Below are 22495 nucleotides of genomic sequence, written 5' to 3' on the forward strand. Positions count from 1 at the left end.
TTGACCATGTTTGTTTCGTTCGGTTTTGGAAGCTCAAATGCTTTCAAACAGTACCTTGAAAACTAGATAAGAATTAGACATCAAACCAACGTTAGATTTAACGTAAGCATCATTATGATGCGTCTTTTCACATTGATTTTAGATAGTTAAGTGAATAAGGGCGCACGGTGGATGCCTTGGCACTAGGAGCCGATGAAGGACGGGACTAACACCGATATGCTTCGGGGAGCCGTAAGTAGGCTATGATCCGGAGATTTCCGAATGGGGAAACCCACTACCCGTAATGGGGTAGGATCCTTAACTGAATACATAGGTTAAGGAAGGTAGACTCGGGGAACTGAAACATCTCAGTACCCGAAGGAAGAGAAAGCAAACGCGATTTCCTGAGTAGCGGCGAGCGAAACGGAATCAGCCCAAACCAGAGAGCTTGCTCTCTGGGGTTGTAGGACACTCCTTTGGAGTTATCAAGAAACAAGATAGATGAATGATCTGGAACGGTCAGCCGAAGAAGGTAACGGCCCTGTAGTCAAAATCTTGTTTCCTCCGGAGTGGATCCTGAGTACGGCGGAACACGAGGAATTCCGTCGGAATCCGGGAGGACCATCTCCCAAGGCTAAATACTCCCTAGTGACCGATAGTGAACCAGTACCGTGAGGGAAAGGTGAAAAGCACCCCGGGAGGGGAGTGAAATAGAACCTGAAACCGTGTGCCTACAAGTAGTTGGAGCCCGTTAATGGGTGACAGCGTACCTTTTGTAGAATGGACCGGCGAGTTACGATCCCATGCAAGGTTAAGATGAAAAATCGGAGCCGCAGCGAAAGCGAGTCTGAATAGGGCGAAATAGTATGTGGTCGTAGACCCGAAACCGTGTGATCTACCCATGTCCAGGGTGAAGGCCAGGTAACACTGGCTGGAGGCCCGAACCCACGCACGTTGAAAAGTGCGGGGATGAGGTGTGGGTAGCGGTGAAATGCCAATCGAACACGGAGATAGCTGGTTCTCTCCGAAATAGCTTTAGGGCTAGCCTCAAGGTAAGAGTCTTGGAGGTAGAGCACTGATTGGACTAGGGGCCCTCATCGGGTTACCGAATTCAGTCAAACTCCGAATGCCAACGACTCATCCTTGGGAGTCAGACTGCGAGTGATAAGGTCCGTAGTCGAGAGGGGAACAGCCCAGACCACCAGCTAAGGTCCCTAAGTTTATGTTAAGTGGAAAAGGATGTGGAGTTGCTCAGACAACCAGGATGTTGGCTTAGAAGCAGCCATCATTTAAAGAGTGCGTAATAGCTCACTGGTCGAGTGACTCTGCGCCGAAAATGTACCGGGGCTAAACATAACACCGAAGCTGTGGATTGTTCTTACGAACAATGGTAGGAGAGCGTTCTAAGTGCAGTGAAGTCAGACCGTAAGGACTGGTGGAGCGCTTAGAAGTGAGAATGCCGGTATGAGTAGCGAAAGAAGAGTGAGAATCTCTTCCACCGTAAGTCTAAGGTTTCCTGAGGAAGGCTCGTCCGCTCAGGGTTAGTCGGGACCTAAGCCGAGGCCGAAAGGCGTAGGCGATGGATAACAGGTTGATATTCCTGTACCACCTCCTTTCCGTTTGAATGACGGGGGGACGCAGTAGGATAGGGAATCCGCTCCACTGGATGTGAGCGGCCAAGCAGTGAGTGAGATGCATAGGCAAATCCGTGCATCAATCACAAGCTGTGATGGGGAGGGAACTATAGTACCGAAGTTCCTGATTTCACACTGCCAAGAAAAGCCTCTAATGAGGAAAGAGGTGCCCGTACCGCAAACCGACACAGGTAGACGAGGAGAGTATCCTAAGGTGATCGGGAGAACTCTTGTTAAGGAACTCGGCAAAATGACCCCGTAACTTCGGGAGAAGGGGTGCTCCTTCATAGGAGGAGCCGCAGTGAAAAGGCCCAATCGACTGTTTAGCAAAAACACAGGTCTCTGCGAAACCGAAAGGTGAAGTATAGGGGCTGACACCTGCCCGGTGCTGGAAGGTTAAGGGGATGAGTTAGCTTAGGCGAAGCTTTGAACCGAAGCCCCAGTAAACGGCGGCCGTAACTATAACGGTCCTAAGGTAGCGAAATTCCTTGTCGGGTAAGTTCCGACCCGCACGAAAGGTGCAACGAATTGGGCACTGTCTCAACAAGAGACCCGGTGAAATTATACTATGCGTGAAGATGCGCATTACCCGCGACAGGACGGAAAGACCCCGTGGAGCTTTACTGTAGCCTGATATTGAATGTTGGTACAGCTTGTACAGGATAGGTGGGAGCCGTCGATACCGGAGCGCTAGCTTCGGTGGAGGCATCCGTGGGATACCACCCTGGCTGTATTGACATTCTAACCCAGGACCGTAATCCGGTCCGGAGACAGTGTCAGGTGGGCAGTTTGACTGGGGCGGTCGCCTCCCAAAAAGTAACGGAGGCGCCCAAAGGTTCCCTCAGAATGGTTGGAAATCATTCGCAGAGTGCAAAGGCACAAGGGAGCTTGACTGCGAGACCTACAAGTCGAGCAGGGACGAAAGTCGGGCTTAGTGATCCGGCGGTACCGCATGGAAGGGCCGTCGCTCAACGGATAAAAGCTACCCCGGGGATAACAGGCTTATCTCCCCCAAGAGTCCACATCGACGGGGAGGTTTGGCACCTCGATGTCGGCTCATCGCATCCTGGGGCTGTAGTCGGTCCCAAGGGTTGGGCTGTTCGCCCATTAAAGCGGTACGCGAGCTGGGTTCAGAACGTCGTGAGACAGTTCGGTCCCTATCCGTCGTGGGCGTTGGAAATTTGAGGAGAGCTGTCCTTAGTACGAGAGGACCGGGATGGACGCACCGCTGGTGCACCAGTTGTTCCGCCAGGAGCACAGCTGGGTAGCTACGTGCGGAAGGGATAAGTGCTGAAAGCATCTAAGCATGAAGCCCACTTCAAGATGAGATTTCCCATCACTTCGAGTGAGTAAGATTCCTTGTAGACGACAAGGTTGATAGGTCGGAGGTGGAAGCGTGGTGACACGTGCAGCTGACCGATACTAATAAATCGAGGGCTTATCTATCTAAAGCGCAAACGACCGCTTAGACCCGTACGGATAAGACAGATTTTCGGAAAAGGCGATTAGCCTTTGTAGAAAAGATGACTTATACGCTAGGGTCTGGGAGTTGGAGCTGGAAGTCAGCTCAAGCGCAAACACGTGATCAGGCACGATGTCGTAATTCTTACCTAGTTTTGAAGGTACTCCTTCAACAAAACAATAGTATGGCGGTTTTGGCGAAGAGGTCACACCTGTTCCCATGCCGAACACAGAAGTTAAGCTCTTCAGCGCCGATGGTAGTCGGGGTTTCACCCCCGCAAGAGTAGGACGCCGCCATGCAATGTTACCTCAAAGGATATAATCCTTTGAGGTTTTTTTGTGTAAAAGAAATGTGAACGTACAAACACAAAAAATTCTCATCTATCGTACATTATTAAACACATAGTTTTTACTTTGTATAAAAAAAGGTACATGGGAAACAATACTAGTACGGAGGTGGAGAATGTGAGGGAAGAACAATCAATCTATGAAACTTGTGGAGTGTGTGATTGCAAAAGAAAACATGGGATCCACTTATACAACCTATATATTTGTAGGGATTGTGAAAAGGAAATTATACAAACAGCACCGGAAGATCAGCAATATCATTATTTCTTAAAGAAACTAAAGAATATAACCCAAACGAAGCAATTTTCATAGTATAGTAATAGAAAGGTGTTTAAAAAGGAATCTAGCTTCCTTTTTAGCACCTTTTTTTATACATATAATAGGAGGATCATTATGTCGCAAACGCAAACCCCTTTATACTCAGCATTAGTAGAAATGGCTAAAAAACCTCATTATTCTATGCATGTTCCAGGTCATAAGAATGGAACTGTATTTCCACCTCCGGGAAAGCAGTTGTTTAAGGACATCTTGTCTATAGATATGACAGAGATTACAGGACTTGATGATCTTCATCAACCGGCAGGGATTATTGATAGCGCACAACAATTAGCTACTGAGTGGTTTAGAACTAGAGCTTCCTATTTCTTAGTTGGGGGCAGTACTTCTGGGAATCTCGCTATGATTCTAGCTGCCCAAAAGAAAGGGAAGCCTTTTTTAGTGCAACGAAACAGTCATAAATCCGTTATTCATGCATTAGAATTGTCAGGGTCTAAACCCATATTTATTTCTCCTCAGTATGAAGAGAAATATGAACGCTTTACAGGTGTTCATAAAGAAGATATAAAGAAGGCGCTTAACATGCATCCTAGTGTTTCTGGCATCATATTAACGTATCCTGATTACTATGGACATACGACTGATATGAAAGAAATTATTGATCTTGCACATTCTTATAATGTACCCGTTTTAGTTGATGAGGCTCATGGTGTACACTTTTCATTATCTTATCCTTTCATACCTAAATCCTCTCTTGATTTGGGTGCAGATGTAGTGGTGCAATCCGCTCATAAAATGGCACCAGCTTTGACAATGGGAGCGTATCTGCATTTAAATTCCGATCGGGTTGAGCGAAGTCAAATCAGTCACTACTTGCAGGTTTTTCAATCAAGCAGCCCCTCGTATCCCATATTAGCTTCATTAGATTTAGCAAGATATTTTATGGCTCACTATTCTAAGGAGGATCTTCAAACAAGTGTAGATTGGATTGCTAAACTGCGTTCATCTTTATCTGATGGCGTGTTATGGACACTTGTTCCTTTAGAAGAGGGAATAGATGATCCATTTAAGTTAACGCTTCGTATTCATGATGATGTCGATCCCCAAACTGTAGCTTCCTACTTAGAGAAAGAGGGACTCTATCCTGAATTAGTAGACAACCAACATATCCTATTCACGTTAGCACTAACACCTAATTACTCAACAGATCAATTGACAAGTATATTTAGAAAAGTAGAGTCTAAATTAAAAACCAAGTCAGAATTTAACCGTGCTACAATGGAGAGAGTCACTTCTCCTATTTTGGACAGGGTTCAATCGAATCCTTATTCTTATCATGAACTAGCTAACATGAACCAAGAATTTGTGCACTGGCAAGATAGTATTGGACGAGTAGCAAGCGCTTCTGTTACTCCTTATCCCCCTGGGATTCCATTAATCATGAAGGGAGAGCGCATTCAACAAGAGCACATAGATCGGATTGTCAGTCTAGTGAGGCAAGATAAACATATTCAAACGAATGAACCTTTCTATCGGAAAGGGATGCACGTTTATATAGAAAGAAGATAAAGGAGAATGAGTGTGGAAGGAACATTTATTACATTTGAAGGTGGAGAGGGAGCTGGCAAATCAACAGTATTGAAAGCCGTAGGTGAACGCCTCCTTAAAGAAGGACATGACGTTGTGATGACCAGAGAACCAGGAGGCATTGATATTGCTGAAAAGATTCGCCAAGTCATACTCAACCCGACACACACCTCGATGGATGGACGAACAGAAGCTTTATTATATGCAGCTGCTAGAAGACAGCATCTTGTAGAAAAGGTTATACCAGCCTTGGAAGAAGGCAAGATTGTACTTTGTGATCGTTTTATTGATAGCAGCCTAGCTTACCAAGGCCATGCAAGAGGATTAGGGATGGAAGAAGTTCTACGTATCAATGAATTTGCTATCGAGGGGTACATGCCTCATTTGACGTTATTTTTTGATATTTCACCTGAAAGAGGATTAGAGCGGATTGATCATAATAAAGGTAGAGAACAAAACCGTTTAGATTTAGAGCACATCAAATTCCATCATACGGTCTATGAAGCTTACCAGTGGCTACTTCATAAGTTTCCGAATCGAATTCAAACTATAGATGCAGACCATACGTTAGAGGTCGTTATAGAAGATGCATTTCGAAAAGTTTCTTCCGCTATTTAACAGATGGTCTTCGTAACTTGATAAATTCTTGTTATAATAAGGTACAAATGGGTTTTAATAAGGAGGACATCGTCATGAAAATGATTGTGGCGGTTATACAAGATAAAGATAGCAATCGGTTAACGAACGCATTAGCTGATCATCAGTATAAAACGACCAAATTATCTACCACGGGCGGCTTTCTAAAAGAAGGCAATACAACTTTAATGATTGGTTGCGAGGACCATCATGTTGATGGCGTTCTAGATATTATTCGTGATAATTGTAGTCAACGTGAACAAATGGTTGCACCTATTTCCCCTATGGGGGGGAATGCAGATTCCTATATACCGAAGCCTGTTAAGGTGGAAGTAGGAGGAGCTACTGTTTTCGTGCTACCTGTGGAATCTTTCTTTCAATTCTAGCATAGGGGGATGATGGTATGAAGATCGGTCAAGACTTAAGGTCACAGCTTGATTCATCTCAAAAGAATATAAGGCCGAATTCTACTGGCCCCCAGGGTTTTGGTCAGATGGTGCAATCTGAATCACAAAAGATGCGCCAGCAGGAATTGCATCGCCTTATGGGAGATATTACGAAACAGGGAGAGAAAGTTGCTAGGTTTCGTTCTTTCAAAGATTTAGCCAAGTATAAGCGACTTGTAAAATCATTTGTCCAAGAATCTGTTCAGTATGGGATGGACTTAAAACAATCCCATAGTTGGGGTATGGATGGTCAGAGTCGAAAACTAACAATTGTGCAGTCTGTAGATGATAAGTTAGCTGAATTAACCGATGAAGTCATGAATCAAGAAAAGAAGTCCATTGATGTTTTAGGTATTATTGGAGAAATAAAAGGACTATTAGTGAACTTATATATGTAAGGTAGTGACAGTAATGAACAAGTGGGCCGATATGATCGAAATCCAGCCTATGGTTACAAAAATGTTAACCAATAGTATTCAAAAAGATCGCATCTCTCACGCTTATTTATTCCAAGGCTCAAAGGGGACGGGGAAGCTAGCAATGAGTTTATTATTTGCAAAGAGCTTCTTCTGTCGCTTTCGGGAAGGCGTGGAACCTTGCCAGACCTGTAAAGATTGTATCCGAATTGACTCTGGTAATCATCCTGATGTACACGTGATTCAGCCAGAAGGCCAATCAATAAAGAAAGAACAAATTCTTCATTTACAAAAAGAGTTCACCTATACTGGTTTAGAGTCAAATCAAAAGGTATACATTGTAGAAGATGCAGATAAAATGACAGCTAATGCCTCTAATAGATTATTGAAGTTTCTAGAAGAACCAAACCGTCAAACGGTGGCAATGCTTTTAACAGAGAACGGGCAAGCGCTTCTAGACACCATTCGCTCTAGGTGTCAGATTATGGCGTTTCAGCCACTCAATGCAGAAAATGTGACAAAGCGCTTGATCGAAGAAGGTGTTTCGGAGTCTTCAGCTCGTTTATTAAGTGCCTTGACGAACAATATAGATGATGCGCTCGAGATGAATCGTGATGACTGGTTTGCGAACGCGAGAAAGTTAGTGATACAATTAATTGAAGTCCTTCAGGAAAAACCCAGTGAGGCTTTATTATTCGTGAACAATCAATGGATGCCTCATTTTAAAGACCGAGATGCTTTGAACCAAGGTTTAGATCTTCTTTCCTTATGGTTTAAGGATTTAGTGTACGAACATGTCGGTATGGAGTCATCTATTGTTTTTATTACAGAAAGGGAGCGCATTCGTACTAGCTCCTATACATGGTCCAAGCAATTTGCGACAAATGCTCTGACCACTATTTTAGAGGCAAAACGTAAGCTAATCTCAAATGTTCACCCAACCCTGGTGATGGAACAACTCACGCTTCAAATACAGAGGTGATTGAATGGTTGAAGTAGTTGGTGTACGTTTCAAACAGGCGGGAAAGATTTATTATTTCGATCCGGATACTTACCAAATTACAGACGACGATTATGTAATAGTTGAAACCGTACGAGGAATTGAGTTCGGTAAAGTTGTGATTTCGAGTAAACAAGTCGATGAAGAAGATATTGTCTTACCGCTTAAGAAAGTCATTCGAATTGCGGATGAGAAAGATAAGTTAGTTGTAACAGAGAACAAACAGAATGCAAAAGAAGCATTTAACGTTTGTTCTGATAAGATTATACAACATAAGCTAGATATGAAGCTTGTTGACGTGGAATATACATTTGATCGAAATAAAGTAATCTTCTATTTTACGGCTGACGGTCGTGTAGACTTCCGTAATCTTGTTAAAGATCTGGCATCTGTGTTTAAAACACGGATTGAGTTGCGTCAAATCGGCGTACGTGACGAGGCGAAAATGTTAGGTGGCATAGGTCCATGTGGCCGAATGTTGTGTTGTTCTACCTTTTTGGGGGATTTTGAACCGGTTTCCATAAAGATGGCTAAAGATCAAAATCTATCGCTTAATCCTGCGAAAATTTCAGGCTTATGTGGTCGCCTTATGTGCTGTTTGAAGTATGAGAATGATGATTATGAAACAGCCAAAAAAGAACTTCCGGATATTGGAGAAGATATCAGGACACCACAAGGCCCCGGCAAGGTCGTTGGCTTAAACATCCTTGAACGTGTCATTCAAATAGAAATCCCTGATCAAGAACGAGTTATTGAATATACACTAGAAGAACTCATTCAAGAAGGTGCAGTACCAACGCAAGCCACAGAATAATGGGGTGGATGTAAGCGTGAATAAAAAAGAAATTTTTGAACAAGTATCACATATGGAAGAGCAAATCGGACAACTCTATCAACAATTAGGGGATCTTAAAAAGCAACTGGTGGAGCTGTTGGAAGAGAATCAACATCTATCCGTAGAGAACCACCACCTAAGGCAACGTCTTGAGCAAGATCATGAACATTCTGAACAAAGCGAGTCAAAACAATCCGAAGCAAAGGGAGCTTTGGTGGGTGAAGGATATGATAATCTCGCTCGTTTGTACGAAGAGGGATTCCATATCTGCAACCTCCATTTTGGGAGTCCCAGGGACGAAGATTGCTTATTTTGCCTATCATTTTTAAATAAAAAGAAGTAATGTTAGAGGCTGTTCAAATATGGACAGCCTCTCTATTTATCTTTACGGATGAATGAGGGAGTGAATAATCCATGGTGGAATTACATGGAGATGAGAGAATTGACTATTTATTAGCGGAAGAGAATTTACGTATTATCCAAAGTCCAAGTGTTTTCGCCTTTTCATTGGATGCTGTTTTACTAGCTAAATTTACGTATGTCCCTATTAAAAAGGGGAATATATTGGATTTATGTACAGGGAACGGTGTTATCCCATTCTTTCTGAGTAATCGTTCAGGAGCTACTATTACAGGCGTGGAATTACAAGAACGTTTATATGATATGGCTCTTCGAAATACAAGGTTGAATGAATTAGAAGATCAAGTTCATTTTATTCATGGGGATCTAAAAGACATGCCGAAGACGCTTGGGAATGGCAAGTTTGATTTAGTTACTTGTAATCCTCCATATTTCCCCACCCCGAAAGAGGATTACAAGAATGAGAATGAACACTTAGCGATTGCTCGTCATGAAATTTATTGTACATTAGAGGATGTCGTATGGTCATGCAGCCGCTTAACGAAATCAGGTGGGAAGGTATCGATGGTGCATCGTCCGGGACGGCTCCCTGATCTGATTACTCTGTTTCGAAAATACCAAATAGAACCGAAGCGCATACAGTTAGTGTACCCAAAGCCTGGTAAGGAGGCGAATATGGTATTGATAGAAGGGGCACGAGATGGGAAGCCAGACTTGAAAGTCCTCCCTCCTCTTTATATTTATCAAGAAAATGGGCTGTACTCAGATGAGATGAGGACGCTTCTTTATGGGAGCTGATGGACATGTGGTATATATGCTTCGGTGCAACGATGCTACAATCTATACAGGGTACACGAATGACTTAGCGAAACGATTAAAGGTGCATGAATCTGGAAAAGGAGCAAAATATACAAGAGGTAGAGGTCCGTTTACTCTCGCTTATTGTGCTTATTATTCAACCAAACGTGAAGCAATGCAAGAAGAATATCGAATTAAAAGACTGACACGCTCTCAAAAGGAGCGTCTAATTCATTCAGGTCAGAAAGGTATGGCAAATCATGAAGATTCAAAAGAGCTTCCAAACTCGTGAAGATCATCAGGGCGAGTTGTACATTGTCCCGACACCGATTGGAAATTTAGAAGACATTACTTATAGGGCTTTACGCATTTTAAGTGAAGTAGATGAAATAGCAGCAGAAGATACAAGACAGACGAAGAAGTTATTAACGCACTTTGATTTGCATACGCCGCTTACAAGTTATCATGAACATAATAAATACAATCGTGAAGAGTACCTCTTAGATGCTTTACAAAGCGGAAAGAAAATAGCTATTGTGAGTGATGCAGGTATGCCAGGGGTTTCTGATCCTGGTTTTGAAATTGTAAAGCGTGCTATTGAAGAAGACATTTCAGTCATTGTGCTCCCTGGTGCTAATGCTGCGCTATGTGCACTAGTTGGCTCTGGATTAGACACGGCGCAGTTCTCCTTCTATGGCTTCTTGCCTCGTAAGAAGAAAGAACGAAAAGAAGAACTGGAGAGGTTAAGTAAGAATGATGCCACATTGGTATTTTACGAATCTCCTCATCGGTTAAAGGAAATGCTAAAGGCTTTACATGAAGGTTTTGGAGAGCGGCAAGTTGTATTAGCCCGTGAACTAACAAAGAAGTATGAGGAATACATTCGGGGCACCGCTTCAGAGGTATTAGAATGGGCACATACAGATCAGGTGCGAGGAGAATTTTGTATCATAGTAGAAGGCAGGCAGAGTGAAGAGGTAGAGAGTGAATCGAACTGGTGGGATGAGCTATCCCTTATAGAGCATGTAGAGCACTATATTGAACGAGGCCAATCGTCAAAGGAAGCTATTAAGCAAGTTTCTGTTGATCGAAAGATATCTAAAAGAGAGGTTTACCAAGCCTATCATACGTAATAAAAAAACCCCCGCTTATTGCGGGGGTTTGTCGTCTCTTTTTTTATCTCTTTATTAGTCTACTTTGTTATTTAAGCTATTTTGAATTTCGCTCATTAATTCTTTGGCGCCTTCTGGGCTAAGAACTAATTTGCCATTTGCAAGGCTCATGTTGTTCTCAGAAACCTCACCTGTAACATGACAAGTCATGTTTGGCTTATATTTCTTTAGTACGATGCGGTCGTCATCTACATAGATTTCTAGAGCATCTTTTTCATTGATTCCAAGAGTACGGCGTAATTCGATTGGAATTACTACGCGTCCCAGTTCGTCTACCTTACGTACAATACCAGTTGATTTCATGTGTATTGCTCCTCTCACTCAAAATATTTTTTATCTTCGTCATGTTTCGACATTCTATACCTCATATAGTACCAGTGTTTCCCATGGATGTCAATTCTTTTATTTGCCATATCCAACAAAAAATTAACAAATATAGAGCGAGTGAATGCTGGTTCAGGAGAATTTTCTTAAAGCTGTTATTGTATCTTAACTTTTTTCAATTAATAGGAAATACTTTCGCATACAGCTACTACATTCTTTCGACATTATCCGACCTTTTTAGGGGGTGAAATAAAAAAGATTTATCTAGCTACGATTCACCTCCTTTATTAAATGAATGTGTAAGATTATAGAATATATTTTCAAGCGGAGGTTCCTTTATTTAGGTGATACTGAATAACTATAGGCTATGTGCGAACTACTGTTTCATCTGATTCCTACGATTTAAGTCTATCTCTTGATTTAATAAGCATTGATTTGTATAGTTTTTTGTTAGGAATGGAAATAATGCTTATGAACCGATAAAATAGAGGGTATGCATGAACTAGTTTATTTAAAGTGATTTCTCTCGTTAGTTTGAGAGTTGTATTACATATATTTAATAGGAGGGAATTCCATGACGGAAGAAAACAAGACCTTTTATATCACCACGCCGATCTACTATCCTAGTGGGAATCTGCACATTGGTCACGCCTACACTACAGTAGCAGGTGATGCGATTGCACGTTATAAACGATTACAAGGTTACGATGTTATGTACTTAACAGGTACGGATGAACATGGACAGAAAATTCAACGGAAAGCTGACGAACAAGGAGTGACTCCTCAAGCTTACGTAGACAATATTGTGAGTGGGATTCAGAGTTTATGGGATAAGATGGACATCTCTATTGATGATTTCATTCGTACAACAGAGAAACGTCATACAGATGTGGTTGAGAAGATTTTCAACCGACTTCTTGAAAAAGGTGACATCTACCTTGATGAATATGAGGGCTGGTATTGTACATCCTGTGAATCATTCTTTACAGAGCGTCAGTTAGATGATGGGCATTGTCCTGATTGTGGTAATAAAGTCGAGAAAGTAAAAGAAGAATCTTATTTCTTCAAGATGAGTAAGTACGTTGATGACCTATTAAAATTTTACGAAGATAACCCTCATTTCATTCAGCCTGAGAGTAGAAAGAATGAGATGATTAATAACTTTATTAAGCCAGGTCTTGAAGACTTAGCGATTTCTCGTACAACCTTCGACTGGGGGGTTAAAGTACCTGGTGATCCAAAACACGTTATTTATGTTTGGATTGATGCTTTAAGTAACTATATTACGGCATTAGGATACGGGACAGATCATGATCAACGCTACCAAAAATACTGGCCAGCTAATGTCCATTTAATGAGTAAGGAAATTGTTCGTTTCCACACCATTTATTGGCCAATTATGTTAATGGCTCTTGATTTACCATTACCAAAGCAGGTATTCGCTCATGGTTGGATCCTTATGAAGGATGGGAAGATGTCTAAATCAAAAGGGAACGTAGTAGACCCTGTTGATTTAATTGATCGCTATGGTTTAGATTCCCTACGTTACTATTTGCTTCGTGAAGTGCCATTTGGTTCGGACGGCGTCTTCACTCCAGAAGGATTCGTGGAACGCACAAACTATGATTTAGCAAATGACCTTGGTAACCTTCTGAACCGTACAGTTGCTATGATTAGTAAGTACTTTGATGGAGAGATTCCAGCTTTCCGCGCCGGAGAAGAAGATGTTGACGTTGAGTTAGAGACTTTCGCTAAAGAAACAAGAGAGAAAGTTGAACATGCGATGGATCATATGGAGTTCTCCGTTGCCCTTTCAAACCTTTGGGCGTTTATAAGTCGTACGAATAAGTACATTGATGAGACAACACCTTGGGTCCTTGCTAAAGATGAGGCTAAGAAAGAACGTTTAGGTAACGTGATGGCTCATTTAGCCGAAGCTCTGCGCCACATTGCAGTTATGCTACAACCGTTTATGACTAGAACGCCTAAGCTTATGTTTGAGCAACTAGGTATTGAAGGTGACCGCTACGCAGAATGGGGAAGTCTGGATACTGTGGGCATGATTCCTGCAGGTACAAAAGTGCAAAAAGGTCAGCCAATCTTCCCTCGTCTTGAGACAGAAGAAGAAACGCAGATTATTAAAGATATGATGAAAGGCGGCACTCCTGCTCCTGAAGAGGAAGCGGAAGAGAAAGAAGAAGAAGCCGAAGAAATTGGAATAGATGACTTCTTAAAGGTTGATTTACGAGTCGCTGAAGTTGTAGAGGCGGATAAGCATCCTAAAGCAGACAAACTACTTCGTTTACAGCTTGATCTAGGCAATGAGCAACGCCAAGTAGTTTCTGGGATAGCAAAGCATTATGCTCCTGAAGATTTAATCGGAAGAAAGGTGATCTGTGTAACGAACCTTAAGCCTGTAAAGTTACGTGGAGAACTATCTCAGGGTATGGTATTAGCTGGAGAAGACGAAAAAGGAACTCTATCACTCGCTTCAGTAGATCAAAACCTTCCAAACGGAACACAAGTTAAATAAAATGAAGGGTACTCTATGGTATAGAGTACCCTTTTTATTTATAGGGAAGACTTGAAGCTGAAATATAAAGGTGGAGAAAGGTTTCCGTCAGCTTTCATGGAGCGGAAGGTGGGCGAGTTGTCCCCAAGCATGCCTATCCACTTTTCTGGTAACGGACCTATCCTGAACATACCCCAGTAATTAAATATGAATAGTGAAGTGTGATAATTTTGAACACATATGGACTGGTGTTACAATACAACTAAAAGATCGAAATAAAGGAGTCAGTGACATGCTGTTTGATACACACGTACATTTAAATGCTAGACAATTTGATGAAGACCGAGAAGAAGTCATTAAACGAGCCCGTGAAGCTGGGGTTGAGTATATGGTCGTTGTAGGGTTCGACCGGGAAACGATTCCATTAGCTATCGAAATTGCTGAATCTCATGACAATATTTATGCTGCTGTTGGTTGGCACCCTGTAGATGCGATTGACATGGAGGAATCGGATTTAGACTGGATTGAAGAACTTTCTGCACATCCAAAAGTAGTTGCGATTGGTGAGATGGGGTTAGATTATCATTGGGACAAATCTCCGGTGGATGTACAAAAAGAGGTGTTTCGAAAGCAAATCGAACTTGCTAAAAAAGTTCAAATGCCTATCATTATTCATAACCGTGAAGCCACACAAGATATCGTTGATATTCTAAAAGAAGAGAATGCAGGAGACGTTGGAGGCATCATGCACTGTTACAGCGGTTCTGTTGAAATCGCAAGAGAGTGTATAGAAATGAACTTCTATATTTCTTTAGGTGGTCCGGTTACTTTTAAGAATGCTAAGAAACCAAAAGAAGTAGCACAAGCTATTGACCTTGACCACTTGTTAGTAGAAACAGACTGTCCTTTCCTTGCCCCTCATCCGAACCGCGGGACTCGTAACGAACCATCTTACGTTAAACTTGTGGCTGAACAAGTGGCTGAATTAAAAGGTATTTCGCTCGAAGAAGTTGGACAAACAACGACAAGAAATGCCTTTAAACTATTTAAACTTGACCAATAAAATGGAAAAGCATTAAATATACGGAAAAATCGTGGCAGATTTTGTACCCATCTGTCGCGATTTTTCCGTTTCTTTTTGAAAATGGAGCAGGTATAGTAAAAGAAGCCAAGGTGGTTATATGGGTCCTTTTACCATTCTGCTGCTAATGATTTGACAGATGTTGGTGCGGTGGATATAATACACTGCGTAGAAAAAAGGAGGCAGAAGCGTGAAAAAAATAATCGCGTTGGTCGCAAGTGCCGTTATGTTTTTTGCCTTACTTGGGAGCTTAGGGTTTGAATCCACAAAGGCGGAAGTACAATTGAGCACAGAAAAAGAGACGGAAACTGTGCGTACTCATGCTAGTACAGTGGAAGACCTTTTGAATGACCAAGGAATAAAAGTGGAACCACATGATGATTTATCACACAACCTTGACGATACAATTACTACAGGAATGCAAATAGACTATCAATCTGCTAAACAAGTAACTGTTAAAGTAGATGATAACACTCAACAATATTACACTACAGTAGATACAGTCCAGCAACTATTCAAAGCAAAAGGCATCTCTATTAAAGAACGAGATGAAGTGTCTCATGAACAGGCATCCTCTATTCAAGATGGCATGGAGATTCAGATTCAAAAGGCGTTTCAGGTCGCTTTAAATGATGGTGGTGAAACGTCTGAAGTCTGGACGACGGCAAACACCGTAAGTGATTTCTTAAAGCAGCAGGAGATCTCTCTTAATGAGCTTGATCGATTAGAACAAGAAGATGCGGCTTCGTTGTCAAACGAGCAAAATGAAGTCACGATCACTCGTGTGGAGAAGGTTACAGATGTTATAGAAGAACAGGTGGACTATGCAGTCGTCAAACGTAACGACAAATCCTTGGCTAAGGGGAAAGAAAAGGTCGTTCAAGACGGTGAAGAGGGCCAAGTTGTTAAGCACTACGAAGTTACATTAGAAAATGGCGAAGAAGTAGACCGAAAACTAATAAAAGAAGAAAATCAGAAAGATAGCAAAGATAAAATTGTTGCTGTTGGGACTAAAGTCCAAAAAGTACAGCAGGCTCAACCATCGCAACAAGCGCAATCTCAACAAACACAATCTCAACCTTCCCGTAGTAACAGCTCATCAGGGGTACAGAAAACGTTATATATGCAAGCAACAGCATATACAGCTCACTGCACAGGGTGCAGTGGTGTAACGTCAACAGGAATCAACCTTCGTGCTAACCCAAATCAAAAGGTTATTGCCGTTGACCCTAATGTAATTCCGTTAGGATCAAAGGTTTGGGTTGAAGGGTATGGATATGCAATAGCGGGAGACCAAGGCTCAGCAATCAAGGGAAATCGCATTGATCTATTTATGTCTAATAAGAGTGCTGCCTTAGGTTATGGTCGCCGAAGTGTGCAAGTTAAAGTATATGGTAAGTAAAGCAGAGGATGATACCTCTGCTTTTTTTATTGAAATGCTTAGTATGTACGTATCCATATTATATGCTGCTTATTCTTCTTTTCTCCTTTTGTCGAACAAAAAAATTAAAGTATTCTAAAAATTGTTTCACGTGAATCATTTTGTCTAAACATGGAAGAGGACAAACAGATTGTGTTTTATTTTAATGGATGGACGTGTTATAACTAGAAAAGATACCGTAATCGGGAGGATACAATGATTATAAAAGAAGTAATTGTGGTTGAAGGAAGAGATGATACCGTCAACATAAAGCGAGCAGTAGAAGCGGATACCATTGAAACCAATGGTTCAGCTGTTAACGAAGATACAATAACAAAGATTCGCCATGCTAAAGAAAAACGAGGAGTTATTATCTTCACAGATCCCGACTCCCCTGGAGAGCGAATTCGGACAATTGTTTCTCAGTCTGTACCGGGATGTAAGCATGCTTTCTTACCGAAAGAACAGGCATTAGCTAAACATAGTAAAGGGGTTGGTGTGGAGCATGCCACACCTGAGGATATTCGAGAAGCCTTAAAGAGTGTTTATAGTGTTACGGATACCTATGAAACGACTATAGAACAAGCGGATCTGGTTCGTTATGGACTACTTGGCGGTAAGGGTGCTAAGGCGAGACGCGAACAGTTAGGGAAAAGTCTAAAGATTGGTTACACAAATGGAAAGCAGCTGTATAAACGTCTTGTTATGTTTCAAATTACAAGAGAAGAATTTATTGCAGCAATGGAAGTTATTATTCAGGAGGAAGAAGAATGAGTGATTACAAAGCTATAGCAACACCTATCCGGACGAAAGCTATTTTAGAGAAATATGGGTTTTCCTTTAAAAAGAGCCTGGGTCAAAACTTCTTAATTGATGCGAATACGTTGGAAAATATCGTTGACCATGCAGGTGTCACAAGAGAAAGTGGTGCGATTGAAATCGGACCGGGGATCGGTGCTTTAACAGAACAGTTGGCTCGTAAAGCGGATAAGGTACTGGCGTTTGAAATTGATCAGCGTCTTTTACCGATCTTAGATGATACATTACATGACTATGACAATGTATCTGTCATTCACCAAGATATTTTGCAGGCTAATGTTCAAGAGACGATTCGCGACTATTTCAAGGAAGGTCAGCCTGTTCATGTGGTAGCCAATTTGCCATACTACATTACCACGCCCATATTGATGAACTTACTAATGGAGCGGTTACCGATTGAGAGTATAACGGTTATGATTCAAAAGGAGGTAGCGGATCGTATGGCAGCTTCCCCAAATAGTAAGGCTTATGGTTCCTTATCCATTGCTGTTCAATACTATACGGAAGCTAAAGTAGTTATGGATGTTCCAAGAACAGTATTTATGCCTCAACCTAATGTTGGCTCAGCTGTTCTACGTTTAGCGATGAGAGAAGAACCACCTGTTTTGGTAGACAATGAGCCATTCTTCTTTGATCTGGTCCGGGCGTCGTTTGGCCAGCGCCGAAAGACAATTATGAATAATTTAAGTCGTCACTTTAAAGATCGATTCAGCAAAGATGATATTCGAGACGTCTTAGAGAAAAGTGAGATTGAAGAAAGACGTAGAGGTGAATCTCTATCTATAGAGGAGTTTGCTCGCTTAGCAAATACGTTTTATAGAGCCTTGTAATCGGGCACATTTCCTTCGTTTCCACATAGGCTATTTTAGAATGGTTTGTGTGAGGAGGCAGGAGAATGATAAACAGGGGAGATTTAGTTACACGAACCTCCTACAAACATGATGTTTTATTTCGTGTTCAGGATATTCAAGAGAATAGAGTGCTTTTGTTCGGGGAAGAAATTCGTCTTGAAGCTGATGCTCCGCTGTCTGATTTAGTAAAAGTGAAATCAGATGACTTAAAGCGTCGTAAGAAGGAAGCAAAAGAAAAGGAAGACTATTCCTATCGTTTATTTCGGCAAGATTATCAGTTAATGCGCCAGAAGCGGGACTATGAAGCCACTGGAGGATACCAGCACCAAAATGCGTATTTTCAACTTCCTTCGCGAGTTCTTCACCTAGATGGAGATCGTCTTTATCTAAAGAAGTGTATTGATTTATACCAACAGCTGGGCTTACAGGTTCATGGTGTTCATTTAAGTGAGAAAGATATGGCACATGAAATTGGAGATTTAATCGATAAGATCAATCCAGATATTGTTGTCATTACGGGGCATGATTCATATTCGAAAAGTAAAGGGAATAAGCATGATTTACGGGCTTATAGAAATTCAAAATATTACGCAGAAGCAGTGAGGGAGGCAAGAAGGAAGGTGCCTCACCTTGATCAGTTGGTGATCTTTGCAGGTGCTTGTCAGTCTCATTTTGAATCCTTAATAAGAGCAGGAGCAAACTTTGCTAGTTCTCCTTCCCGTATTAATATTCACGCCCTTGACCCTGTTTATATTGTTGCTAAGATCAGTTACACCCCTTTTATGGATAAGGTGAATGTGTGGGATGTCATCCGAAATACATTAACGGGTGAAAAAGGCCTTGGTGGAGTGGACACAAAGGGACTAATGAGAACAGGTATGCCGTATGACTCTGAAGATGAAGAAGAACAAGATAACCCGCTTCAACACCCATTATCGTAATGGGTGTTTTTATTTTGCTTTGTGGGTTGAAAATAACGGACCTACTTATGAACAAACATAAATATAAACGCTGAATGTTTAAAGGTCTTTGAGCTATTTTTAGTCTCATTAAAATAGCGTAACAAAGAGGGCGAGGAAGGGGGATTGAGTCGAATGTTGGCATTTTCATACATAATTTTGTCAGATCCAAGAAACACTACAAATAGATGAAAAGAAAAGTTCGTATTTCATTGACATTAAAAATAACATACTGCTATAATATAAAGTTTTATTGACTGAAAAGACAAGCGTGTGTTATAGTATAATTAGTGAGGTGGAGTGTAGTGGCAAAAACGTTAGCAGAAATCAAACAGTCTCTCGATGGGCAAATTGGGAAACGGTTAACATTGAAAGCTAATGGTGGTAGACGTAAAACCATCGAACGAAGTGGTGTATTAGCTGAAACATATCCTTCTGTTTTTATTGTAGAACTTGACCAAGAAGAGAACGCTTATGAACGCGTTTCTTATAGCTATGCTGATGTACTTACTGAAACAGTAGAGCTAAACTTTGGTGAAGATTTAAGCAGAATGATGTTAGGGGAGCAGTAAACCTTGGTTTACTGCTTTTTACTTGCCCTAAAAGAGAGTCTAACGTAACCTTTTCTTTAATGGTTCGAGGGGATAGCAAAGATTGTTTTGATTGCCATTATTCCTCTAGACTACACCATCGGATTATACATAAGCTAAACGTGTCGTACAAACATAATGAAGGGAGCTGTTTTCCTTGGGTAAACGTCGAGGCTACATGTCTGACAAGCTTAAAGAGGAAATCGCAAAAGAGTTAGGTTTTTACGACACGGTTGAGAAGGAAGGCTGGGGTGGAATTACAGCACGAGATGCTGGTAACATCACCAAACGCGCCATCCAAAAGGCACAAGAACAAATGATGAGGGACAAGTCCTAACGACAGGGGCTTGTCCCCCTTTTGTTGTGGAGTGGACGTTTGGGGATCGAGGTTGATCTGTGACTTTTTAAAGCTTTTTGTATACAAAAGGTCATAGATAAAGAAACTCTGTGACCTTTTCAAGAAGTTTATCGAGCGAAAGGTAACAGATAAAAGGTATCTATGACCTTTTCGCGGCCTTTGTTATATAAAGGGTCACAGATAAAGGAGCTCTGTGACCTTTTAGAGATATTTTTCAAGTGAAACGTCACAGATAATGGTTTTTGCAGTCGCCTGTGCTTTTCGAGGGTTTCGCTCCGGCCCCACACGAGGTGGGGGCGTTGGACGTTGGTTATTGACGTGACCGGTTTTAGTTGAACTTCCTCTTTTCTTGACCGACCCGCCTGCGCTTTTCATGATCCAGCTCCGGCGGGTAGGGCCTAGCGCGATAAGCAAGCTACCTGCAGTGGCTGATCGCCACTTCCGGCATTTTGCTTATCCGTACGCCTCTGACCAACCCGCCTGCGCTTTTCTGGATCTAGCTCCGGCTCCTAGCCCCTAGCGTCATAAGCAATCTAACTCCAGTGGCCTTCTGCCACTTCCGTTAGCTTGCTTATGCGGGCCTGCAGGATGCAGGTCAGTTCGGTGTTGGCACAGGACGTGCCGGTTTTAACCGAACTTCCTCTTTTGCTGAACAGTCGCCTGCGCTTTTCTGTGGTGTCCAGCTCCGGCGGGTAGAGGCTAGCGCGATAAGCAAACTACCTGCAGTGGCTAACGCCACTTCCGGCATTTTGCTTATCCGTACGCCTCTGACCAACCCGCCTGCGCTTTTCGTTTAATTATGATACAATTTATCCATAATTAATGCGAAGAAGCAGGTGATGGTATGCGTTTTTTGGAGAAGGCGCCGGCTAAGATTAATTTAGCGTTGGATGTTTTGTATAAGCGTCCGGATCAGTATCATGAGGTGGATATGATTATGACGACGATTGATTTGTCTGATCGCATTGAGTTAAGTCCTTTGAGAACTGATGAGATTCTGATTGTTTCGGAGAATCGGTTTGTTCCGAGTGATCATCGTAATCTTGCTTTTCAGGCTGCTCAAGTATTGAAAGATAGGTTTGGCATTAGGGAAGGTGTAGAGATTTATATTGAAAAACAGATTCCTGTAGCTGCTGGTCTTGCGGGTGGTAGTAGTGATGCTGCGGCGGTTTTGAGAGGGTTGAACCGGTTGTGGCAGTTGGGATTAAGTCTTGAAGAATTAGCGGATATTGGAGCTCGTATTGGTTCTGATGTTTCTTTTTGTGTTCATGGAGGCACAGCAAGGGCGACAGGGAGAGGTGAGAAGATCGAGAAGTTACCTGCTCCGCCGGCTTGCTGGGTTGTATTAGCCAAGCCAACTATTGGTGTTTCTACTCAAGCCATTTACGAAAATTTAAACTTAGATGAAGCAAGTCACCCTGATATCCCTGCAATGATTGAGGCAATAAAGCGGGAGGATTACGAGGGAATCTGTGATCGAGTTGGTAATGTGTTAGAACCTGTTACAGTTCAATTGCACAGTGATGTTCAACAGATTAAAGAACATATGCATGAGTTTGGGGCAGATGCGGTTTTGATGAGCGGAAGTGGACCGACGGTGTTTGGATTGGTTCAACACGAATCTCGTGCTCAGCGTATTTACAATGGGTTGAGAGGATTTTGTGATGAAGTGTACGTTGTTCGTATGCTTGGTGGGCGAGTTCCCCTTGATTAAACCCGTATAAAACTGTTATATTAAATAAAAATATTCGGTTTTTGAGGTGTGGAAATGAAAAGAAGTGAACGATTGGTCGGAATGACATATTACTTATTGGAACATCCCCAACAGCTTGTATCTTTGCCCTTTTTTACAGAGGCTTATGATGTTGCGAAATCATCTGTAAGTGAGGATTTGGGCATTATTAATCAGATGTTTCAAAAGCAAGGCATAGGTGAGTTGCAAACCGTAGCTGGTGCTGCGGGAGGAGTGAAATTCATCCCATTTAACTCTAAGGAAAATAGCGAAAGTTTTGCAGATTTATTGGCAAAGCAATTAGAAGATCCTGAGCGTTTATTACCAGGTGGGTACTTATTTATGAGCGATCTCTTAGGTGACCCGGAAACGATTCGAAACATTGGTCGCTTGTTTGCCACTCATTTTTCGAGTGAAAATGTGGATGTTATTATGACAGTGGCGACAAAAGGAATCCCTCTAGCTTATGCTGTTGCATCATTCCTGAATGTGCCTGTGGTCATTGTACGACGTGACCCGAAAGTTACAGAAGGTTCAACAGTGAGCATCAATTATGTATCGGGCTCTTCAAGAAAGATTCAAACGATGGTATTGCCTAAGCGTAGCCTTCAAAAGGGTTCTAATGTCTTAATTATTGATGACTTTATGAAAGCTGGAGGCACAATAGACGGTATGAAGAGCTTATTAGCTGAATTTGAAGCAAACGTAGCGGGGATTGGTGTTCTAGCTGAAGCAGAAGATGAAGACGAGGAACGGGTCGTACAGGATTATGTTTCTTTACTTCAGATAAATAACGTAGATATTAAAGAGAAGAAGATCGAAGTACACAGAGGTACAATGTTTCAATCGTAATAAAAAGAAGAATGCACATCGTGCATTCTTCTTTTTGTATAATCGACCG

General features: G+C 41.9%; 22 protein-coding genes and 2 rRNA genes. 23 read left to right on the forward strand and 1 reads right to left on the reverse strand.

The features are described 5' to 3' along the window. Positions 1–144 precede the first annotated feature (144 nt). From ACYX4O_RS00210 to rsmI, 13 genes are all read left to right on the forward strand, one after another. A 23S ribosomal RNA gene (locus tag ACYX4O_RS00210) occupies positions 145–3059 on the forward strand. A gap of 199 nt (positions 3060–3258) precedes the next feature. Continuing rightward, positions 3259–3374: ribosomal RNA gene (gene rrf / locus ACYX4O_RS00215) — 5S ribosomal RNA — on the forward strand. A 132-nt stretch (positions 3375–3506) separates the two neighbouring features. Next, a complete protein-coding gene (locus ACYX4O_RS00220) occupies positions 3507–3734 on the forward strand; it encodes a sigma factor G inhibitor Gin (RefSeq protein WP_476353655.1) in 228 nt (75 codons plus the stop codon). An 81-nt stretch (positions 3735–3815) separates the two neighbouring features. Beyond that, the gene (locus tag ACYX4O_RS00225; protein ID WP_476353657.1) at positions 3816–5267 is read left to right on the forward strand and encodes an aminotransferase class I/II-fold pyridoxal phosphate-dependent enzyme; all 1452 of its coding nucleotides are present in this window, start codon (positions 3816–3818) and stop codon (positions 5265–5267) included. Positions 5268–5279: 12 nt separating this feature from the next. After that, positions 5280–5903 carry a dTMP kinase gene (gene tmk, locus ACYX4O_RS00230; protein ID WP_476356956.1) on the forward strand — a complete coding sequence of 208 codons (624 nt, stop codon included), beginning with the start codon at positions 5280–5282 and terminating at the stop codon, positions 5901–5903. 74 nt (positions 5904–5977) lie between these two features. After that, entirely contained in the window at positions 5978–6307 is a 330-nt protein-coding gene (locus tag ACYX4O_RS00235; RefSeq protein WP_188656084.1) for a cyclic-di-AMP receptor, read from the forward strand. A gap of 17 nt (positions 6308–6324) precedes the next feature. Further along, positions 6325–6765, forward strand: coding sequence for a YaaR family protein (locus tag ACYX4O_RS00240; RefSeq protein ID WP_476353659.1), 441 nt, complete (start codon positions 6325–6327; stop codon positions 6763–6765). Positions 6766–6778: 13 nt separating this feature from the next. Then, complete coding sequence (gene holB / locus ACYX4O_RS00245; protein WP_476353661.1) at positions 6779–7765, forward strand: DNA polymerase III subunit delta'; 987 nt, start codon at positions 6779–6781, stop codon at positions 7763–7765. Between the two features lie 4 nt (positions 7766–7769). Beyond that, positions 7770–8597, forward strand: a complete 828-nt coding sequence (locus ACYX4O_RS00250) for a PSP1 domain-containing protein (protein ID WP_188656081.1) — start codon at positions 7770–7772, stop codon at positions 8595–8597. Positions 8598–8613: 16 nt separating this feature from the next. After that, positions 8614–8961, forward strand: coding sequence for a DNA replication initiation control protein YabA (gene yabA / locus ACYX4O_RS00255; protein ID WP_036787251.1), 348 nt, complete (start codon positions 8614–8616; stop codon positions 8959–8961). A gap of 71 nt (positions 8962–9032) precedes the next feature. Next, positions 9033–9776, forward strand: a complete 744-nt coding sequence (locus ACYX4O_RS00260) for a tRNA1(Val) (adenine(37)-N6)-methyltransferase (RefSeq protein ID WP_476353663.1) — start codon at positions 9033–9035, stop codon at positions 9774–9776. Next, positions 9766–10068: a GIY-YIG nuclease family protein gene (locus tag ACYX4O_RS00265; RefSeq protein WP_476353665.1), complete on the forward strand. Its 303-nt coding sequence runs from the start codon at positions 9766–9768 to the stop codon at positions 10066–10068. Before ACYX4O_RS00260 ends, ACYX4O_RS00265 begins: the two co-directional genes overlap by 11 nt. Beyond that, positions 10037–10909 (forward strand): 16S rRNA (cytidine(1402)-2'-O)-methyltransferase, encoded by an 873-nt coding sequence (gene rsmI, locus ACYX4O_RS00270; RefSeq protein WP_476353667.1) that lies wholly within the window; start codon positions 10037–10039, stop codon positions 10907–10909. The genes ACYX4O_RS00265 and rsmI overlap by 32 nt, the downstream gene beginning before the upstream one ends. A 54-nt stretch (positions 10910–10963) precedes the next feature. On the opposite strand, the gene ACYX4O_RS00275 is transcribed toward rsmI, so the two are convergent. Next, complete coding sequence (locus ACYX4O_RS00275; protein WP_476353669.1) at positions 10964–11251, reverse strand: AbrB/MazE/SpoVT family DNA-binding domain-containing protein; 288 nt, start codon at positions 11249–11251, stop codon at positions 10964–10966. A gap of 595 nt (positions 11252–11846) precedes the next feature. On the opposite strand from ACYX4O_RS00275, the gene metG reads away from it, so the two are divergent. The 10 genes from metG (at position 11847) to purR (ending at position 22446) form a co-directional block, all read left to right on the forward strand. After that, complete coding sequence (metG, locus tag ACYX4O_RS00280) at positions 11847–13805, forward strand: methionine--tRNA ligase (protein WP_476353670.1); 1959 nt, start codon at positions 11847–11849, stop codon at positions 13803–13805. A gap of 271 nt (positions 13806–14076) precedes the next feature. Beyond that, positions 14077–14847 carry a TatD family hydrolase gene (locus tag ACYX4O_RS00285; protein ID WP_476353672.1) on the forward strand — a complete coding sequence of 257 codons (771 nt, stop codon included), beginning with the start codon at positions 14077–14079 and terminating at the stop codon, positions 14845–14847. A gap of 208 nt (positions 14848–15055) precedes the next feature. Then, positions 15056–16267, forward strand: coding sequence for a ubiquitin-like domain-containing protein (locus ACYX4O_RS00290; RefSeq protein ID WP_476353674.1), 1212 nt, complete (start codon positions 15056–15058; stop codon positions 16265–16267). A 234-nt stretch (positions 16268–16501) separates the two neighbouring features. After that, on the forward strand, positions 16502–17059 hold the full coding sequence (gene rnmV, locus ACYX4O_RS00295) for a ribonuclease M5 (RefSeq protein ID WP_476353676.1): 558 nt from the start codon (positions 16502–16504) through the stop codon (positions 17057–17059). Further along, the gene (rsmA, locus tag ACYX4O_RS00300; RefSeq protein ID WP_476353678.1) at positions 17056–17934 is read left to right on the forward strand and encodes a 16S rRNA (adenine(1518)-N(6)/adenine(1519)-N(6))-dimethyltransferase RsmA; all 879 of its coding nucleotides are present in this window, start codon (positions 17056–17058) and stop codon (positions 17932–17934) included. The genes rnmV and rsmA overlap by 4 nt, the downstream gene beginning before the upstream one ends. A gap of 65 nt (positions 17935–17999) precedes the next feature. After that, on the forward strand, positions 18000–18896 hold the full coding sequence (gene yabG / locus ACYX4O_RS00305; protein WP_476353680.1) for a sporulation peptidase YabG: 897 nt from the start codon (positions 18000–18002) through the stop codon (positions 18894–18896). A 323-nt stretch (positions 18897–19219) separates the two neighbouring features. Next, positions 19220–19486 carry a biofilm formation stimulator Veg gene (gene veg, locus ACYX4O_RS00310; RefSeq protein ID WP_036787229.1) on the forward strand — a complete coding sequence of 89 codons (267 nt, stop codon included), beginning with the start codon at positions 19220–19222 and terminating at the stop codon, positions 19484–19486. Positions 19487–19661: 175 nt separating this feature from the next. Beyond that, a complete protein-coding gene (locus ACYX4O_RS00315) occupies positions 19662–19841 on the forward strand; it encodes a small, acid-soluble spore protein, alpha/beta type (protein WP_188656071.1) in 180 nt (59 codons plus the stop codon). Positions 19842–20706: 865 nt separating this feature from the next. After that, positions 20707–21576, forward strand: a complete 870-nt coding sequence (gene ispE / locus ACYX4O_RS00320) for a 4-(cytidine 5'-diphospho)-2-C-methyl-D-erythritol kinase (RefSeq protein ID WP_476353683.1) — start codon at positions 20707–20709, stop codon at positions 21574–21576. Positions 21577–21630: 54 nt separating this feature from the next. Beyond that, positions 21631–22446: a pur operon repressor gene (gene purR / locus ACYX4O_RS00325; RefSeq protein WP_476356957.1), complete on the forward strand. Its 816-nt coding sequence runs from the start codon at positions 21631–21633 to the stop codon at positions 22444–22446. Positions 22447–22495 lie beyond the last annotated feature (49 nt).

Source organism: Pontibacillus sp. ABV4_188 (assembly GCF_056311905.1).

What these genes read in the sequence shown, in the direction of transcription:
- ACYX4O_RS00220 (WP_476353655.1), top strand. Translation starts at nt 3,507, where the DNA reads ATGGGAAACAATACTAGTACGGAGGTGGAGAATGTGAGGGAAGAACAA.
- ACYX4O_RS00225 (WP_476353657.1), top strand. Translation starts at nt 3,816, where the DNA reads ATGTCGCAAACGCAAACCCCTTTATACTCAGCATTAGTAGAAATGGCT.
- ACYX4O_RS00235 (WP_188656084.1), top strand. Translation starts at nt 5,978, where the DNA reads ATGAAAATGATTGTGGCGGTTATACAAGATAAAGATAGCAATCGGTTA.
- ACYX4O_RS00240 (WP_476353659.1), top strand. Translation starts at nt 6,325, where the DNA reads ATGAAGATCGGTCAAGACTTAAGGTCACAGCTTGATTCATCTCAAAAG.
- holB (WP_476353661.1), top strand. Translation starts at nt 6,779, where the DNA reads ATGAACAAGTGGGCCGATATGATCGAAATCCAGCCTATGGTTACAAAA.
- ACYX4O_RS00250 (WP_188656081.1), top strand. Translation starts at nt 7,770, where the DNA reads ATGGTTGAAGTAGTTGGTGTACGTTTCAAACAGGCGGGAAAGATTTAT.
- ACYX4O_RS00260 (WP_476353663.1), top strand. Translation starts at nt 9,033, where the DNA reads ATGGTGGAATTACATGGAGATGAGAGAATTGACTATTTATTAGCGGAA.
- ACYX4O_RS00265 (WP_476353665.1), top strand. Translation starts at nt 9,766, where the DNA reads ATGGGAGCTGATGGACATGTGGTATATATGCTTCGGTGCAACGATGCT.
- rsmI (WP_476353667.1), top strand. Translation starts at nt 10,037, where the DNA reads ATGAAGATTCAAAAGAGCTTCCAAACTCGTGAAGATCATCAGGGCGAG.
- ACYX4O_RS00275 (WP_476353669.1), bottom strand. Translation starts at nt 11,251, where the DNA reads ATGAAATCAACTGGTATTGTACGTAAGGTAGACGAACTGGGACGCGTA.
- metG (WP_476353670.1), top strand. Translation starts at nt 11,847, where the DNA reads ATGACGGAAGAAAACAAGACCTTTTATATCACCACGCCGATCTACTAT.
- ACYX4O_RS00285 (WP_476353672.1), top strand. Translation starts at nt 14,077, where the DNA reads ATGCTGTTTGATACACACGTACATTTAAATGCTAGACAATTTGATGAA.
- rnmV (WP_476353676.1), top strand. Translation starts at nt 16,502, where the DNA reads ATGATTATAAAAGAAGTAATTGTGGTTGAAGGAAGAGATGATACCGTC.
- rsmA (WP_476353678.1), top strand. Translation starts at nt 17,056, where the DNA reads ATGAGTGATTACAAAGCTATAGCAACACCTATCCGGACGAAAGCTATT.
- yabG (WP_476353680.1), top strand. Translation starts at nt 18,000, where the DNA reads ATGATAAACAGGGGAGATTTAGTTACACGAACCTCCTACAAACATGAT.
- ispE (WP_476353683.1), top strand. Translation starts at nt 20,707, where the DNA reads ATGCGTTTTTTGGAGAAGGCGCCGGCTAAGATTAATTTAGCGTTGGAT.
- purR (WP_476356957.1), top strand. Translation starts at nt 21,631, where the DNA reads ATGAAAAGAAGTGAACGATTGGTCGGAATGACATATTACTTATTGGAA.